The organism is Butyricicoccus sp. (assembly GCF_977037065.1).
In genome coordinates this window covers 106,657-123,844 of record NZ_CDRQNY010000002.1, presented here as the reverse complement: position 1 = coordinate 123,844, position 17,188 = coordinate 106,657, and the positions used below count along the sequence as shown (strand labels likewise).

The 17,188-nt window shown below is 55.3% G+C and carries 16 protein-coding genes; 13 read left to right on the top strand and 3 right to left on the bottom strand.

Translation table 11 applies throughout. The features are described from left to right. Positions 1-96 precede the first annotated feature (96 nt). Positions 97-1,833, bottom strand: coding sequence for a carbon starvation CstA family protein (locus ACWVX6_RS01450; RefSeq protein ID WP_455152139.1), 1,737 nt, complete (start codon positions 1,831-1,833; stop codon positions 97-99). A gap of 764 nt (positions 1,834-2,597) precedes the next feature. On the opposite strand from ACWVX6_RS01450, the gene thiD reads away from it, so the two are divergent. From thiD to ACWVX6_RS01415, 7 genes are all read left to right on the top strand, one after another. Further along, positions 2,598-3,389 carry a bifunctional hydroxymethylpyrimidine kinase/phosphomethylpyrimidine kinase gene (thiD, locus tag ACWVX6_RS01445; protein WP_116704919.1) on the top strand — a complete coding sequence of 264 codons (792 nt, stop codon included), beginning with the start codon at positions 2,598-2,600 and terminating at the stop codon, positions 3,387-3,389. Positions 3,390-3,395: 6 nt separating this feature from the next. After that, positions 3,396-3,905, top strand: coding sequence for an energy coupling factor transporter S component ThiW (gene thiW / locus ACWVX6_RS01440; protein ID WP_455152138.1), 510 nt, complete (start codon positions 3,396-3,398; stop codon positions 3,903-3,905). Next, positions 3,902-4,729 (top strand): hydroxyethylthiazole kinase, encoded by an 828-nt coding sequence (gene thiM / locus ACWVX6_RS01435; RefSeq protein WP_455152137.1) that lies wholly within the window; start codon positions 3,902-3,904, stop codon positions 4,727-4,729. Before thiW ends, thiM begins: the two co-directional genes overlap by 4 nt. A 77-nt stretch (positions 4,730-4,806) precedes the next feature. Next, a complete protein-coding gene (gene tenA, locus ACWVX6_RS01430; protein ID WP_110436810.1) occupies positions 4,807-5,475 on the top strand; it encodes a thiaminase II in 669 nt (222 codons plus the stop codon). Between the two features lie 3 nt (positions 5,476-5,478). Beyond that, positions 5,479-6,234 carry an ABC transporter ATP-binding protein gene (locus ACWVX6_RS01425; protein WP_110436809.1) on the top strand — a complete coding sequence of 252 codons (756 nt, stop codon included), beginning with the start codon at positions 5,479-5,481 and terminating at the stop codon, positions 6,232-6,234. After that, entirely contained in the window at positions 6,231-6,980 is a 750-nt protein-coding gene (locus ACWVX6_RS01420) for an ABC transporter permease (RefSeq protein WP_110436808.1), read from the top strand. Before ACWVX6_RS01425 ends, ACWVX6_RS01420 begins: the two co-directional genes overlap by 4 nt. A 63-nt stretch (positions 6,981-7,043) precedes the next feature. Beyond that, complete coding sequence (locus ACWVX6_RS01415) at positions 7,044-8,060, top strand: ABC transporter substrate-binding protein (RefSeq protein WP_110436807.1); 1,017 nt, start codon at positions 7,044-7,046, stop codon at positions 8,058-8,060. 50 nt (positions 8,061-8,110) lie between these two features. Here the strand turns inward: ACWVX6_RS01415 and ACWVX6_RS01410 are convergent, their stop codons facing one another. After that, a complete protein-coding gene (locus ACWVX6_RS01410; RefSeq protein ID WP_455152136.1) occupies positions 8,111-9,055 on the bottom strand; it encodes an L-lactate dehydrogenase in 945 nt (314 codons plus the stop codon). Between the two features lie 116 nt (positions 9,056-9,171). Between ACWVX6_RS01410 and ACWVX6_RS01405 the strand changes: the two genes are divergently transcribed. The 6 genes from ACWVX6_RS01405 to pyrB all read left to right on the top strand — a co-directional run bounded on the left by ACWVX6_RS01405 (position 9,172) and on the right by pyrB (position 15,881). Continuing rightward, a complete protein-coding gene (locus ACWVX6_RS01405) occupies positions 9,172-10,425 on the top strand; it encodes an S-layer homology domain-containing protein (protein ID WP_455152135.1) in 1,254 nt (417 codons plus the stop codon). A gap of 51 nt (positions 10,426-10,476) precedes the next feature. Next, positions 10,477-11,175, top strand: a complete 699-nt coding sequence (locus tag ACWVX6_RS01400; protein WP_455152134.1) for an N-acetylmuramoyl-L-alanine amidase — start codon at positions 10,477-10,479, stop codon at positions 11,173-11,175. 10 nt (positions 11,176-11,185) lie between these two features. Further along, entirely contained in the window at positions 11,186-12,541 is a 1,356-nt protein-coding gene (gene radA, locus ACWVX6_RS01395) for a DNA repair protein RadA (protein WP_110436803.1), read from the top strand. 61 nt (positions 12,542-12,602) lie between these two features. Beyond that, on the top strand, positions 12,603-13,559 hold the full coding sequence (locus tag ACWVX6_RS01390; RefSeq protein WP_455152133.1) for an efflux RND transporter periplasmic adaptor subunit: 957 nt from the start codon (positions 12,603-12,605) through the stop codon (positions 13,557-13,559). Further along, positions 13,556-14,728 (top strand): ABC transporter permease, encoded by a 1,173-nt coding sequence (locus tag ACWVX6_RS01385; RefSeq protein ID WP_455152132.1) that lies wholly within the window; start codon positions 13,556-13,558, stop codon positions 14,726-14,728. The genes ACWVX6_RS01390 and ACWVX6_RS01385 overlap by 4 nt, the downstream gene beginning before the upstream one ends. 88 nt (positions 14,729-14,816) lie before the next feature. Further along, on the top strand, positions 14,817-15,881 hold the full coding sequence (pyrB, locus tag ACWVX6_RS01380; protein WP_117488072.1) for an aspartate carbamoyltransferase: 1,065 nt from the start codon (positions 14,817-14,819) through the stop codon (positions 15,879-15,881). 214 nt (positions 15,882-16,095) lie between these two features. Here pyrB and ACWVX6_RS01375 read toward each other — a convergent pair whose 3' ends face one another. Then, a complete protein-coding gene (locus ACWVX6_RS01375; protein WP_455152131.1) occupies positions 16,096-17,148 on the bottom strand; it encodes a tyrosine recombinase XerC in 1,053 nt (350 codons plus the stop codon). Positions 17,149-17,188 lie beyond the last annotated feature (40 nt).

Genomic DNA, 17,188 nt, shown 5'->3' with positions numbered 1-17,188 from the left:
TCAAGAAACCCGGTTGCATTAGGCTGCAACCGGGTTTTTCGATAGTCTTGCGGCTTCGGTTTTTTGAAGCCGTTTTTGTTATATGAAGAATCGGCTTTACGCGTTCTCGCTGTTTCTCTCGCTCTTGGCATAGCTCTTGAACGAGTGGATAACGATCGTCAGACCGAGCACAATCAGCAGTACCGCAAGGATAAGCTGCAGACCGTTTGCGATGAATACCGCTCCCCAAGTGGTCTCACCGGCCGGAATAGCCGTCGAGGCGGCAGCAGAGATCGCCTTTACCATAGCAAGGAAACGCTGCACCAGCGCGGTGAAGGTAACACACAGCATGATGATCAGCGGCGGGAAGATCATCTTGTTGCTGCGGCCGGTAACCTTGAGGAATACGCAGAGCGTGATAAGCACCAGAGCGCTCAGCAGCTGGTTGGCAGAACCGAACAGCGGCCAGATATTGGCGTAGCCGATCTTGGTAAGCAGAAAACCAAATGCCAGCGTGATAACCGTGGAGAAATATACGTTGCAGAACAGCTTGCGCCAGCCCTCGGCATGCTCCATGTCATCGACGGAGAACAGCTCCTGAAAGCTCATGCGGCCGATACGCGCAACCGCGTCCAGACTGGTCAGCGCCAGTGCGGAAACGCACATGGTCATAAATGCAGTGGCAACATAAACCGGAACGCCGAACATCTCGAAGAAGCCTGCGACACCGCTGCTGAATACCTGGAACGGCGTGCCCGCTGCCGGCGTACCGTCAGCTGCAGCAGCAGCACCGGCAACGCACAGTGCCAGAACAGCCAGCAGGCTTTCCAGCACCATTGCGCCATAGCCAACCTTGGGCATGTCCTTTTCGTTCTCGATGGTCTTGGAGGACGTACCCGAGGAAACCAGACTGTGGAAACCGGAAACCGCACCGCATGCAACGGTTACAAACAGGATCGGGAACATCGTGCCGAGCTTCTCATTGGTAAAACCGGTGAATACCGGCAGGTTCATAGTCGGATGTGCAACAACCAGACCGACGACTGCGCCTGCGATCATGCAGATGAACATGAAGGTGGTCATGTAGTCGCGCGGCTGCTTGAGCAGCCACATCGGAAGGACAGCGGCGAAGAAGATATAAACGAAGGTGATATAGCTCCATGCTGCCTTGCCGAAGATAAGCGGGCAGTTCATGCCGATTGCAAAGGAGGCAACGATGCACACAATGCCGACAACGGCTTCCTTCCAGCCGGTCAGGTTAAACTTTTTCTGGATAAGGCCGAGCACAACCGCGAATACCATAAACATGATGGAGATCATGCCTGCCGCACCGTTGGTGGTTGCGGCAGCAGCCAGCTCGGTAACGCCTGCGTCAGTGACAGTGTAGGCGTTGAATGTGCCCGCAACCATATCTGCGAATGCTGCAACAACGATGCAGCAGAAGATCCACGAGAAAATCAGGAACAGCTTGCGGCCGGTTTTGCCGATGTACTTCTCAATCAGCATACCCATCGACTTGCCCTTGTTCTTAACCGAAGCGTACAGCGCACCGAAGTCGGTTACCGCGCCGAAGAATACGCCGCCGATCAGCACCCACAGCAGTACCGGCAGCCAGCCGAACGCCGCAGCCTGAATTGCACCGGTTACAGGGCCTGCGCCCGCGATGGAGGAGAACTGGTGACTGAATACCGTCCAGCCGTTGGTCGGCACAAAGTCCTTGCCGTCATTAAATTCAACGGCAGGCGTCTTGGCTTTCGGGTTGATACCCCATTTGTTCGCCAGCCAGCGTCCGTAGAAAACGTACGCGCCGAACAGAACAACAGCCGCGATCAGCACAATTACAAGTGTGTTCATGTTTTTTCGTCTCTTTCTGGAAATGATTTGCGATTCCGCAGCCAAAGGTACGCAAAAAAGCCTTCGTCCATGCAGGAGGATCACGAAGATGATCCTGCAAAGACGAAGGCATATACATTATTGCTGTATTTACTTCCGCGTTACCACTTTGCTTGCCGACAGTACGCTGCCGACCTCTCATTGCCGCCCGGTACCGCATTCTTCCGGAGGGCTTTTCCTGTTAACGGTGGATATCCGGCCTCGACTACTCGGCATTGCCTTTGATCGAAGCTGCTCGCAGGGGATAGCGAACCCGTGCCTTGCTGCCGTCTTGCACGACCGACGGCTTTCTGTGAGCGGTGATACGGATACGTCATGTCCTGTTCAAAGCATTTGGCTACTGAACGATTCGTATAATAGACCTCTTTTTGCCGTTTGTCAACCGGACAGGAGACGAAAAATGCAATTTTGGCAACACCTGCAAATCCGGCAGTATTGATAAATAAAAATTTGTTTATTTTTTAACGGCGTATCATATACAGCAAGATTCTATACTTGACAAATGCATTTTACACGGCTTATACTGATATTATGTAAAAGACAAGCAAGGGTGCTGTGATGAGCGGCTGAGAGGGCGAGAAACCCAACCTTTTGAACCTGTTGGTTAATGCCATTGTAGGGAAGCTGTCGCATTGCTGGGATTGAGTGCTTCGGTTTTGCCGCAGGGTGAAAACGAGGCATTTTTTATTTTCCCGGCAGCGATGATAAAATTGGAGGGAACAGGAATGAAAACAGTGCTTACCATTGCCGGTTCGGACTGCTCCGGCGGTGCAGGTGTACAGGCCGATCTGAAAACCATGGCGGCACACGGCGTGTTCGGCATGAGTGTTATCGTATCAGTCGTAGCGGAAAACACCGCACGTGTGATCGACATTCAGGACATTAGTCCCCGGATGATCGAGGAGCAGATTGACGCGGTGTTTGAAGACATCGTGCCGGATGCGGTTAAAATCGGCATGCTGTCCTCGCCGGAGTGCATGAAGGCGGTAGCCGGCAAGCTGGCACAGTACAAGCCGGCGCACATCGTGATTGATCCGGTGATGTTCGCCAAAAACGGTGATCCGCTGATGGATCCGGCGTCTGTCGGCACACTTATTGAGACCGTGCTGCCGTTTGCTGAGGTGCTGACTCCGAACGTACCGGAGGCGCAGTATCTGGCAGATATGGAAATCCGCACGCCGGAGGACATGGAGGAGGCAGCACGCCGCATCTATGCCAAAGGCTGCAGGAACGTGCTCGTCAAGGGCGGCAAGAACATCGCAGGTGCGGTGGATGTACTGTTTGACGGCGAGACCTGTCACCGTATTGAGATTGAGCAGATCAACACCACCAGCACGCACGGCACGGGCTGCACGCTGTCCTCTGCGATCGCATCCAATCTGGCGCTCGGCCACAGTGTGCCCGAGGCGGTAAAGCTGTCTAAAGAGTACGTCACCGACGCTATCCGTCATGCACCCGGTCTGGGGCATGGCTGCGGTCCGCTTAACCATTTTTGCCGTATTTTTTCGGAGGAGTGAAAGACAATGAAAAAGAATTCTATCCGTAAACTGACCATTGCAGGCGTTCTCGTCGCAGTTGCGGTCGTTGGCAGCCTGTTTTCTATACCGGTGCTTGGCGCGAAGTGCTCGCCGGTGCAGCATATGGTAAATGTGCTCGGCGCCGTTCTGTTGGGCCCGTGGTACGCACTTGGCATGGGCTTTGCAGCAGCACTGATTCGCAATGTGCTCGGCTTGGGAAGTCTGCTGGCGTTCCCGGGTTCGATGATCGGTGCGCTGCTGTGCGGTCTGGCCTACAAGGCCTGCCCGAAGCTGCCGGTCGCTTACATCGGTGAGGTATTCGGCACCGGCATTCTCGGCGGTCTGGCTTCCTACCCGATTGCCGCATTCGTGATGGGCAATACCAAGGCAGCTCTGTTCACCTTTGTGCCGTCCTTCCTCGTGTCCACTGCGGTAGGTGCCGCAATTTCTGTTCTGGTGCTGAGTGCCCTCAAGCGCACGCATGTTCTCAGCACACTGGAAGGTGCTAAGCATTGATCGAAACCATTAAAACCGTTCTCGAAAATACACAGAACCGCACACCGATGGTGCATTCCATCACCAATAATGTTACCATCAACGATTGCGCGAATATCATCCTTGCGGCAGGCGGCACGGCCATTATGGCGCAGGATGAGCGCGAGGTCGAGGAGATTACCTCGCACGCGCAGGCGCTTGTACTCAACATGGGTGCTGTCCGCGCGCAGGAGGCCATGCTGCGTGCAGCCAAGATTGCCAGGCGAAACGGCAATCCGGTCGTACTCGATCCGGTAGCCGCCGGTGCCAGCACGCTCCGGCGTGAAATGTGTTCCCGTCTGTTAAGTGAAAATCTTGTTTCGGTCATTCGCGGCAATGCATCCGAAGTGCGGGCGCTCGCCGCAGGAGCCGAGCAGGAAACCGGCGTGGAAGCCAGTGCGCTCGACAGCGTGACCGAGGACAATTTACAGGAATCCGCAGCGTGGCTGCGGTCGTTCAGCCGCCGGACCGGAGCTGTCGTCATGCTCACCGGCGCGATGGATGTAATTACCGATGGAACCCGTACCGCAGTGGTACGCGGCGGCAGTGCGTATCTGCGGCGGATTACCGGCGCAGGCTGTATGCTCACCTCACTGACCGGCGTGTACTGCGGTGCGAATCCAGATATATTGTTAGAAGCCGCAGTCACTGCATCGGAGGTGATGAAGCATTGCGGAGAAACAGCCGAGGCGCGTGTGCGTAAAGAGATGGAGGGCACCGCTTCCTTTCGTACGCGCCTGATCGACGCAGTAAGTCTGCTGAATGCGGACGAACTGACGACGAACCTCTGTTTGCAGATTCTGTAAGCAGAAAAATGCTGCCGGCAGAATTTTGCCGTTAGTCTTAGGAAAATCATCAACATACTTTCATTGGGGGTACCACCTTGAACAACAAAACCACCGAAAGACTGCTTGCCGCAACGCAGGACATCTGGGAAGGCTATTTGAACCATCCGTTTGTCCACGGTATTGCCGACGGCAGCCTCGACATTCAAAAATTTCGTTTTTATCTTCTGCAGGATTATGTTTACCTGTTTGATTACGCAAAGGTGTTCGCGCAGGGCGTTGTCAAGTCCCGCGATCCCGAGATCATGCGTGTATTCGCAACCTCGGTGGCGAATATTCTCGGCGGTGAGATGAACATTCACCGCGGCTACATGAACCGTCTCGGCATCACCGAGGAGGACGCAGAGCGCGTCAAGCCATCGCTGAATAACGAGTCTTACACATCCTACATGCGCGCTGTTGCAGCCGAGGAAGGTCCGGCGGAGATTATGGCGGCTGTGCTTTCGTGTGCACTCAGCTATGAATACATCGCCAAGTGGATCGTCGCCAACTACCCGAACGCCGATCAGCATGAGTTCTACGGTGAATGGGTGCAGGGCTACGCATCCGAGGACTATGCGGCAGAAAACCGCAAGCTGGTCGCTTATATGGAGCGTCTGAGTGAGGGCTATACCGAGTCGCAGCTTGCGCGTCTGACCGATATTTTCGTCGCGTGCTCGCGCTACGAGAGCATGTTCTGGGACATGGCCTGGAACGAGGCGATGTAAGCTATGCTGGAGTTTCAGAGCGTCGTTTTTCAGTACGACAGTGAGGATTTTAACATCATTGACGGTCTGTCCTTCCATCTTGAGAAGGGAGAATTTGTGTCGGTCATCGGGCCGTCCGGCTGCGGCAAATCCACGATTTTCCGCCTGACCAACCAGCTTCTGCCGCGCAGGAGCGGCGAGATTCTGGTAGACGGCAAGAGCATTGACGGACGGCGCGGCTACTGCGGCTACATGCCGCAGCGCGACCTGCTGTTTCCGTGGCGCACGGTGAACGAAAACCTGCGTCTTCCGATGGAGATTCGCGGCGGCATTTCCCGCGCGGAGATGGACAAGCGTGCAGCGGAAACGCTCGAGCACGTCGGTTTGGCTGGCTGGGGCGACAAGCGCCCGGAGGAGCTTTCCGGCGGCATGCGTCAGCGTGCGGCATTCGCGCGTACGCTGCTGACCGGCTCGGAACTGCTGCTGCTCGATGAACCTTTTTCCGCGCTCGACTTTCTCACGCGCATCACTATGCAGGAGTGGTTGCTCGACCAATGGGAGCAGGACAGCAAGACCGTCCTGTTCATCACTCACGATGTAGAGGAGGCTATTTTCCTGTCCGGCCGTGTTCTGGTCGTGGAGGATACACCAATCCGCAAGCTGCACTCGTTTGAGGTGCCTGCACCGTATCCGCGCACGCGTGCGTGCCTGACCGACCCGAAGATGCTTGAGTTGAGAGAAAATCTGATTTCTCTGCTCAGAAAAGAGGTGCAGGCATGAAAAAGAATGCAAATCTGCCCGCACTGATCTTTATGTTCGCGCTGCTCATCGTCTGGCAGTGCATAGCCATGGGCATGAATGCGGCCTACATTCTGCCGTCGCCGACACAGGTGCTTGTGCGCCTGTGGGAGCTGCGCAAACCGCTGTTCACCGCACATCTGCCGGCCACCATGCTGTGTACCGGAGTCGGCCTTGCGATCTCGATCGCGCTCGGTCTGCTGCTCGCCATCGTAATGGACGCGAGTCCGTCGGCGGAGAAAATGCTGTACCCGCTCATCGTCGCTTCACAGACCATTCCGACAACCGCACTTGCGCCGCTGTTTGTGCTCTGGTTCGGCTACACGATCTGGAGCAAGGTGCTCGTCACCGTGCTCATCACGTTCTTCCCGATCGCGATGACCGTATTTGACGGCTTCCGCTCGGCGAAGACCGATATGGTCGATATGCTCAAGACCTTCGGCGCAGGCAAGAAGGAAATTTTCCTCAAGCTGAAGATTCCGGCAGCGCTGCCGTACTTTTTCTCGGCGCTCAAAATGGCGATCCCGATGTCGATCATCGGAGCTGCGATCGGCGAGTGGCTGGGCGCACAGGCGGGTCTCGGCTATTTCAGCCGCCGCATGATGACGCAGCTGGACGGCGCCGGCGTGTTTGCACCGATCGTACTGCTGAGCGTGGTTGCGATGATCGCAGTAGGCATTGTAAGCTGGCTGGAAAAGAAAATTATCACCTGGCGCAGCAGCTTATAACCTTGATAACACAATTTTAAGAAAAAGCGAAATTTTTGTTCTAACATAAGGAGAAAATCATATATGAAAAAGCGTATTCTTGCACTTCTGGCAGCAGGCACCATGCTGCTGACCGGCTGCGGCGCACAGAACGCCGCACAGTCTGATGCGGCAAAAAGCGGCAGCGATGATCTGCAGCACCTGACCGTTGTGCTCGACTGGTATCCGAATGCCCTGCATGCATTCCTGTACGAAGCGCAGGAGAAGGGTTACTTCGCAGAGGAAGGCCTGGATGTGGATATCCAGTCTCCGGCAGGCGTAAACGATGCCATGAGCATGGTTGCCGCCGGCAAGGCAGACATTGGTCTGTATTATCAGCAGGATGTCATTCAGGCTCGTGCTGAGCAGGATGTGCCGATTAAGTCCATCGGTGCAGTGGTTCAGGGTCCGCTGAACATCATCCTGTCGCTCAAGGACAAGAACATCACTACGCCGAAGGATCTGGAGGGCAAGACTGTCGGCTACGCGGGCACCGAGCTTTCCGAGGCACTGGTCCGCAGCATCATGCAGTCCAACGGTGCCGATCCGAACAGCGTGAACATGGTTGACGTTGGCTTCGACCTGATGAGCTCGATGACCACCGGCAACGTCGATGCAACCATCGGCTGTCTGGTCAACCACGAGGTACCGCAGATGGAGAAGGAAGGCTTCGAGGTCAATTACTTCTTCCCGGATGATTACGGTGTGCCGAAGTATTACGAAGGTATTTTCCTCGCAAGCGATGATATGATTGCGAACAATTCCGATACGCTGAAGGGCTTCCTGCGCGCTTGCAGCAAGGGCTTTGAGGACTTCAAGAGCAACACCGACGATGTTCTGCAGGTTCTGCTCGACAATCAGGATGAGGCAAACTTTGCACTCGACCCGGATGTAGAGAAGAAGTCCTGTGAGACGCTGCTGCCGCTCATGGAGACCGAGGACGCGAAGTTCCTCTCTCAGACCGAGCAGTGCTGGCAGGAGAACATTGACTGGATGTACGATCAGGGTCTGATTGCAGAGAAGCCGGATGTTTCCGACGTTATGGTAAACCTTGACTTCTAAAAGTACGCATATAGAACAGGGGACAGAGCATTGGCTCTGTCCCTTTTGTGTTATCCGTCCAGCTTGTCGATCATTTCGCGCATTGTGTCCGCGGAACGCTGCAGCTGTGCCAGTTCTTCCTCGGAGAGTGGAATATCCAGCACGGCTTCCGCGCCGTTTCGTCCGACGATAGTCGGCACACCCAGACAAATACCGTCCACGCCGTAGTGTCCGTGAATCATCGAGGTGACCGGCAACACGGAATGTTCATTGCGCACAATGGCCTCCGCGATACGCCGCACCGCCATGCCGATACCGTAATAGGTTGCGCCTTTGCTGTCGATAATCTGGTAAGCCGCATCGCGCACATGTTCGTAAATACGGGAAAGCTCGTCTGCAGGCTCGGTGATGCCTGCAATGCGGCAGTAATCGTCCAGATCGGCACCGGAGATGTTAGCGCTCGACCATACCGCCAGCTCGCTGTCGCCGTGTTCGCCGATGATAAACGCATGCACGTTGCGGCTGTCCACGCCAAGCCGCTGCCCGAGCAGATACTTGAGCCGCGCAGTATCCAGCACGGTACCGGAACCGAGCACACGTCCGGCAGGGAAGCCGCTCAACTGCTGCGCCAGACAGGTCAGCACATCGACCGGATTGGACACAACCAACAGGATCGCCTCACGATTGACTGCCGTAAGCTGTGCAATGATGGAGGATAGGATGCCTTTATTGCGTCCGAGCAGCTCCAGACGGCTTTCGCCCGGTTTCTGGTTTGCGCCTGCCGCAATGATGATAAGACCGCATTCGGCGAGGTCAGCATAGTCTCCGGCAGTGACGCGGCACGGCTTGCTGAACGCCACACCATGATTGATGTCCGATGCCTCACCGATAGCCTTGGCGCGGTTCATATCCACGAGTACCAGATCGGAGAATAGCCCGGAAACCGCCAATGTGTACGCGCAGGTCGCGCCGACAAAGCCTACACCGATCACGCCGCATTTTTGAATATTCGTCATATTGGATACACTCCTTCTGCGAGTAGTATATCCGTTTTGTTGTTGGAAAACACATGACTTTGTGCTATACTTATACTGTATTTTTATCGGCAATATCAGTTCAGGAGGATAGGGCTATGAATAAATGGTTACGCGCTGTCTGTGTTGGCGCGGCTGCCGCTGCTATGCTGACCGCTTCGGCCTTTGCGGCAAATTATACGAATTGTGCGGATTCGCTGCACGAAATGGGTCTGTTTCAGGGCACGCAGAACGGCTACGATCTTGACCGCACGCCGACCAGGGCGGAAGCGGCTGTCATGCTGGTGCGGCTGCTCGGCAAGGAGGCTGAGGTCAAGACGCTGACGTATACTGCACCGTTTACCGATCTCAAGGGATGGGAAAAGCCGTATGTGCAGTATCTGTACAGCAACGGTCTGGTGAACGGCACGAGCCGGACGACCTTCAATCCGACCGGCAAGTGCACCGCGCAGATGTACGCGACCTTCCTGCTGCGTGCGCTCGGCTACTCGGATACGGCGGATTTCAGCTATGCGAACGCGATAGAGACTGCTCGTGAGCAGGGTATTTACGACACCGGTATCATCAACGTGCAGAATTTTCTGCGCGACGATGCTGCAGCGGCAAGCTACACGGCGCTGTCCGTTTCACCGAAGAACAGTGAAGGCACGCTGCTGGACCAGCTTGTCAGCGAAAACGCGATAACCGAAGCGAACGCGAAATCGTATCAGAATCTGTTTTCGACCTACGCGCAGTACCGCGAGGCAACCGCCGGTATGGATGCTCTGCTGCATTACTCGGTCAACAGCGAGTTTGCGTCTCCGGTGGCTGTGGCCCATGACGACAAGATCGTCATGCAGGTGCAGACGAGCGAGACCACCGTATTCGACCGCGAGAAGAACGAACTGCTCACCGACCGTAAAATGACGCTTTCCGCGCCGAATACATCGGATAAGCAGCTGCTGACGCAGAGTTATCTGTCGGACGGTGCGCTGTACCACAAGCTGAATGGCTCGTGGTCGGCAGAGTTGGTGACTGCCGCTGAGCAGGAGAGCCTTGCCGCGATGTATGGCCGCGTACCGCTGGTATGTGTCGATTCGCTGAATCAGCGTGCAGGCAGCTGGACCATTACCTGTGCCGATACGCCGAATGCGTACACCGAACTGCTCTGGTCGGTCGAGAGTGCAATGGGTGATTTAGACGAAGCCGTCCGGCTGCAGCCGACCACGGTAACGCAGTCGGTCAGCGGCGGCACGATTCGCAGGCAGAGCGTTTCCGCAGCCTTCACGCTGGACGGCATGACGGCAGAGCCTGTTATCATCAGCACACTGGACAAAACCGGTGCAGATGCTGTGCTGAACGCGCCCAAGTAAACGCATAAGTTCCGCCTTTTTCGCATATTTGTGTGATACGGAGGTGCGGAGATGGAGAGACGGCTGAAATGCGGCGTTTGTGCCGCGGCGGCACTGGCGCTGGTGCTGTGCTTTGGCATGGAGCAGAAAACCCGTGCAATGCAGACGGCAGGGAACGCTCAAACCACGCTCGTCATTGATGCCGGACACGGCGGCTTCGACGGCGGCGCGGTCGGCGCGGATGGAACCGCCGAGCAGGATATCAATTTGAGCATTGCAAAACGGGTGCAAGTGCTGGCGAATTTCTTCGGTGTGCCGACTGCTATGACGCGGCCGGATGAAAATGCACTTGATTACAATCCTTCCCGCACGGTGCGAGAGAACAAAATCGCAGATATCAAGGCACGGGAAAAGCTGGTGAACAGCATTCCGTCACCGGTGTTTCTGAGCATTCACCTGAATAAATTCAGTGACGCACAGTACCATGGCGCACAGGTGTTCTACTCGGCAGGGAATGTGCAGAGCAAGCCGTTGGCCGAGCAGATACAGCAGTGCTTGATCGACGGCTGCGACCCATTGAATCATCGCAAGGCTAAACAGGCAGACAGCGCCATCTATCTGATGAAAAGGCTGGACTGTCCGGCGGTTATCATCGAATGCGGCTTTCTGTCCAATCCGGCCGAAGAAGCGCGGCTGCGGGACGAAACCTATCACAAACAACTTGCTGCCGCCGTGATCTGCGGATATTTACGCAGCCAGAGCGGTATGTAACGGAGGAAATATGAAGCAAAAGACAGTTTTTCTGTGCGGTGACTGCGGATATGAAAGTCCGAAATGGTACGGCAAATGTCCGTCCTGCGGCGCATGGAACACCATGAGCGAATTCAAGGAGAAGCCGGTTTCGGCGGCACGCGGCACGAATACATTTCAGCGCGGCGAATCGCGGCCGACGCTGCTCAAGGATATTGATACCGGAGACGAAAGCCGGTTCCATTCTGGAATCGGTGAACTCGACCGCGTTCTCGGCGGCGGCGCTGTACACGGCTCGTTTGTGCTGGTCGGCGGTGAGCCGGGCATCGGCAAATCGACGCTGCTGCTGCAGATGTGTCAGGAAATGTGCAAAAACGCACGCGTGCTCTATGTTTCGGGCGAGGAATCGCTCAAGCAGATCAAAATTCGTGCGGCACGCCTGCACATTTCTTCACCCGAGCTGTATATCCTTGCCGAGACCGACATGGAGCAGATCATCAACGAAACCGAGCTGCTCGAGCCGGATATTCTAATCGTGGACTCTATCCAGACGGTCTATAAGCGCGATTTAACTGCCGCTCCCGGCGGTACGACCCAGATCAAGGAATGCGCGATGAGTCTGATGCAGTACGCGAAGAATCGTAACGTGACGATTTTTATTGTTGGTCATGTCAACAAAGAGGGTACGCTGGCAGGCCCCAAAATCCTTGAGCACATGGTGGACTGCGTGCTGTATTTTGAAGGGGAATCCGCAGGTCCGTTCCGCTGTCTGCGTGCGGCGAAAAACCGCTACGGTTCAACCAATGAAATCGGCGTGTTTGAAATGAGCGATCACGGTTTGCTCGAGGTGCAGAATCCGTCTGCGGCTATGCTGGCCGGTCATCCGCAGGGTGCGTCCGGCAACTGCATTGCCTGCGTGATGGAGGGCAGCCGTCCTCTGCTCGCCGAGGTGCAGGCGCTTGCTGCGAAAACGCAGTTTGGTGTGCCGCGCCGCACCGCTGCCGGCGTGGACTACAACCGCATGGTGCTGCTGCTCGCCATTCTGGAAAAACGCTGCGGGCTGTTTCTGTCGTCGAGCGATGTGTACGTCAACGTCGTCGGCGGCATGCGGCTGGACGAGCCTGCTGTGGATTTGCCGATGGTGCTGGCAATCGCATCCAGCTTTCGGGACAAGCCGCTGCCGGAAGGCGTCATGAGCTTCGGCGAGGTCGGCCTGACCGGCGAGCTGCGTGCGGTGTCCAATCCGGGACAGCGTATCAATGAGGCATACCGCCTTGGTTTCCACACCTGCATCATGCCTATGCAGGATGTAGACGAGGACCTGCTGCAGAAAATGAATATCGTGCGTGCGAAAACCGTCGGTGACGCGATTCGTGCCGTATTGTAAGCATAATTTTCACCTCCTCTCCGCAGACTAAACTCAGTTTGCGTCAGGGGAGGTTTTGCATTTGGAGAATAAGATCCGCGCGGTGCTGCTTACGACGGCAGGTGTGCTGACGGCAATGCTGTTCTGGTCGTGGAAGCACCGTCCGCCGGAGGCGGTTTTGGTACGCACAGCGGCCGCCGAAACGCAGGATATCTACAATAGTGTGACGATTTTCGGTACGGTCGAGTCCGCAGAGAGCACAGCGGTTTGTCCGGCGAAAAATGGTGTAGTAAGTGCAGTGTATGCCGCAACAGGCGACACCGTGCAGAAGGGTGATATTCTGTGCACGCTGACTGATATCGGCAGATCGCAAACAGCTGCGGATTACTGGCAGACCGCACAGAGCGTGTTTGCAATTTCCGGCACGGTGAACACTGTCACCGCCGAGGACGCTCACGCGCTGTATGCACCGATGGACGGTACTGTGCTGACCGTGCCGCAGGCGGGCGAGAGCGTATCGGCCGATATGCCGTGCATACAAATTGCAAATCCGGATAAGCTGCGCGTGCGTGCGCAGTCTCCCGAGCTATATGTGGGAGAGCTTGCTGTCGGGCAGCGCGCTAACATCACATTTTCTGCAGTGGACGGCACCTTTCACGCCGAATTAACCGCAATCGCGCCTGCGGCTGTGAAAACCTTTAGTCTGACAAACGAAGATGCCGAAGCAACCGTTGAGGTGCTGCTTGATTTGAACGGCTCAACCAAAAATCTGCGCCCCGGCTATTCCGCGACCGTTAAGGTGTTCACAGACCATCGAGACGATGCTGCGGTTGTACCATATGAAGCAATTTGCCAGCGTGGAGAACAAGAGTTTGTATTCTGTGTGCAGGACGGCCATGCCGTGCAGTGCGCGGTACAGACCGGCTATCTGCTCGAGGATACGGTTGAAATTATAGACGGCTTGCCGACAGGTGTATCGGTCATTCTGTCGCCGCCCGATGAATTGACTGACGGTGATCCGGTGGAGGTACAGACATGAGACTGCGGGATATTCTGTCACTGGCGGCACATAATCTGCGGGAAAGTCTGCTGCGGACGGCACTTTGCGCGCTTTCTGTTGCGGTTGGAAGCGGTGCACTGCTGCTTATCCTTTCCATTGGTCTGTATGGGCGAAAACAGGTGGACGTCGGTTTGCAGACACTCGGCGTCAGCGGTTTATCGGTGTACACGGAAAGCGGACACGCGGGAACGATACTCTCGGCAGCACTGGCGGATGAGATAGAGCAAGATGTGGACGGCATTCGCACGCTGATGCCGATCAAGGCGCAGAGCGGCACCGTGCGTGTCGGACACACAACTGAGCACGCGGTACTTCTCGGTGCAGACGAACGGCTCGGTGAAGTCATGCAAATGGAGATGCTGGCAGGCACACTGCCGAACGCATGGCAGTGTGCAAACGCTGAGCCGGTCGCCGTGGTCGGCGATGATCTGGCACAGACGCTGTACAGACGGACAAATATCACCGGACGGCAGATTCGGCTAAAGGTAAACGGCACCGACCGGTATTTCACGGTATGCGGTGTTGTGCGGGCACAGACGGGGGCATTCGGCGGAATGCTGTCGGCGGTTGCACCGCATCTGGTCTATGTGCCGTATGCGTGTATCGCGTCGCAAACCGAACGCACGGATCAAGTGTTCGTGCAGTGCATTTCGCAGACAGATACTGCTTCGGTCAGCTCTCAGATCGAAAAGTATCTGACCGATCGACAGCAGGTGCGCGGCGTGCATATACAGAATATGTCGGGTGCGGTGCAGACCGTACAGCAGCTTGCCGAAATGGGAATCGGCCTGTTTGCCGCCGTCGGTGCGGTGACACTGTTTGTCGCGCTCATCGGTGTTATGGGAAGCATGCTGGCTGCCGCTCACGAGAAAACAGGGGAGATCGGAATTCTGCTGGCGCTCGGCGCACAGCCGCATGATATTCGCCGGACATTTCTCCTGCAGGCTGTTCTGCTGTGCCTGTTCGGCGGAACCGCCGGTCTGGCAGCCGCAGGTGCGCTCCTGCACTTCGGAGCAGCACTGCTCCTGCCGGAAGGCCGTGTGTTTGCCGGATTGCTGATACTTTCCACACTCAGCGGAGCCGCTGCCGGACTGCTCCCGGCGGTTCGTGCGGCCGCTCTCGATCCAATCGACGCAATGTGCAAATAACTCTTTTCTTTCGTCTTTATTTGTGCTATCATTAACAGTGACAAATAACGAATAGGGCGACTGTACCGTAGAAAGGAATGGAGTTTGCATGCGCCATATTATTGATTTATGTGATTTAACGGAAAAGGAATTTTCCGATCTGTACAAGCTGGTCAGCAATATTATCGACCGACCAGAGGGTTATGTAGATGCCTGCCGCGGCAAGGTGCTGGGCAGCCTGTTTTATGAACCTTCTACCCGTACCAACCTGTCGTTTTCCACCGCGATGATGAGACTGGGCGGCAGTGTTGTCGGTTTCTCCGATCCGAACGCCACTTCTGCGTCTAAGGGCGAAACACTCAAGGATACTATCAACATGGTATCCAGCTATGCGGATATGATCGTCATGCGCAACCCGCGAGAGGGCGCAGCCAAGGTAGCTTCAATGTACTCGTCTGTGCCGGTCATCAATGCCGGCGACGGCGGTCATCTGCACCCGACCCAGACGCTTGCCGATATGATTACCATTTTGCGTATGCGCGGCTCTGCTGACGATATGAAGATTGGTCTGTGCGGTGATTTGAAGTACGGTCGTACCGTGCATTCTCTGCTGCATTTCCTGCAGCGGTATCATAATGTACAGTTTTATCTGATCGCACCTGATGCACTCAAGCTGCCGGACTATATGGTAAAATTCCTGAAAGACAACAATATGCCGTTCTGCGAGGTAGACAGCATTGATGAAGTTCTGCCCGAGCTGGATGTGCTGTACATGACTCGCATTCAGCGCGAGCGCTTTGTCACGGCAGAGGAGTACGCAAACCTTGAAGGCAATTATCAGCTGACAGCTGAGAAGATGAAGCGCGCCAAGAAGGACATGCTGGTGCTTCATCCGCTGCCGCGTGTTGATGAGATTGCACAGGACGTGGATGATGATCCGCGTGCGGTCTACTTCCGCCAGGCGCGGTTCGGCATGTTCGGCCGTATGGCACTGCTGCTGACGCTGTCCAAGCTGCCGTTCGAGCGTGCCGGTCATCATGAAATCGGTGCAGATCCCGGCATCCGCTGCTCCAACCACAAGTGCATTACGCGAAGCGAGCTGTATGTACCGCTGCACGGCAAGGTCGGTGACCGCTGTCCGTACTGTGATGCCGCGCTGGAGATGCAGCTGTAATAAAAAAACAAAGAGTCTGTTGCAGAACAGGTTCGCAAAGAACGCAGGGACGAAAGGTCACATAAGGCATTTCGTCCCTGCGTTTGTTTTCGAAAATGGGTGGTTTGATCTTGTTTCACACCTAATCATAAAGCAAAAAGACGAGTAAGCAATCCCTTTCGGGGAAACTTACCCGTCTTTTCTTACGCACTATTTTGCAGCGCGCCCTTTTATGTTACTTATCACTGTTTTTCGGCTGTTTTACAGGCACATGCTCACCGTTCGGCCGGATTTCCGCCAGCGGATTCCTTGCCGCAGCTTCGCGCATGTTTTCATTCTCGATGTGGGTGTAGATCATGGTCGTATCCACACTCGAGTGACCAAGAATGCTTTGCAGTGTGCGGATATCCACGCCGTTCTGGTACATGAGCGTTGCCGCTGTGTGACGCAGCTTGTGCGCAGAGTATTTTTTCTGATCGAGACCGGCCTGACCGATATATTTCTTTACCAGCCACTTGACCGTCTGTACGTTAATACGGTTGCGCTTTTTGCTGACGAACAGCGCGTCCGCGTCCTGCTCGTTCGGCTCCAGGCGTTTGGGTAGATACTGTTCGAGCGCGGCGAGACACGCATCGTTGAGAAATACCGTCCTCTGCTTGCCGCCCTTACCGAGCACGCGCACGGTATCGTCCTTGAAGTCGGTCAGATTCAGACCGACCAGCTCGGAAACACGCATGCCACAGTTAAGGAAAAACGTCAGGATGCAGTAATCTCGCTCGGCATACGGGCCGATGACGGATTCCAGAAGCCGCACACTGTCGTCTGTCGTGAGGTAAGTCGGCAGGGACTTTCGGACAGTCGGCGCTTCCAGTCCGCTGACCGGATTAACCTCTAAAACATGCTGTTTATCGGTCAAATACCGAAAAAATGCGCGTATCGCAGAGACCTTGCGTGCACGCGAGTTGACACTCAATCCGTAATTGGTGTGGTTGCTGTTCTGCTGAGTCGGGCGGCTCTGCGCCATGTATTCCAGATAATCATAGGTGTCCGACAGCGTAATATCACGGATAAAATCCAGATCAATGTCGCTGATGTCGATTTCATCAAGCGGAAGATTTTTATCGACTGCGCCTTTGTTGTGCTTGAGTACGCGAAAAAACAGCCGCAAATCAAGATAATACTCGTGTGCGGTTTTTGCGGATTTGCCGCGTATTGTGGAAATATAGGTTAAAAAATCCCGCAAAACGCGCGGTGCGTCTGCGGCGTATTCGTTCATCGGCTTGTCCATTGCTGCGCTCTCCTCGCCTGCTGTGATACTGTATTTATTA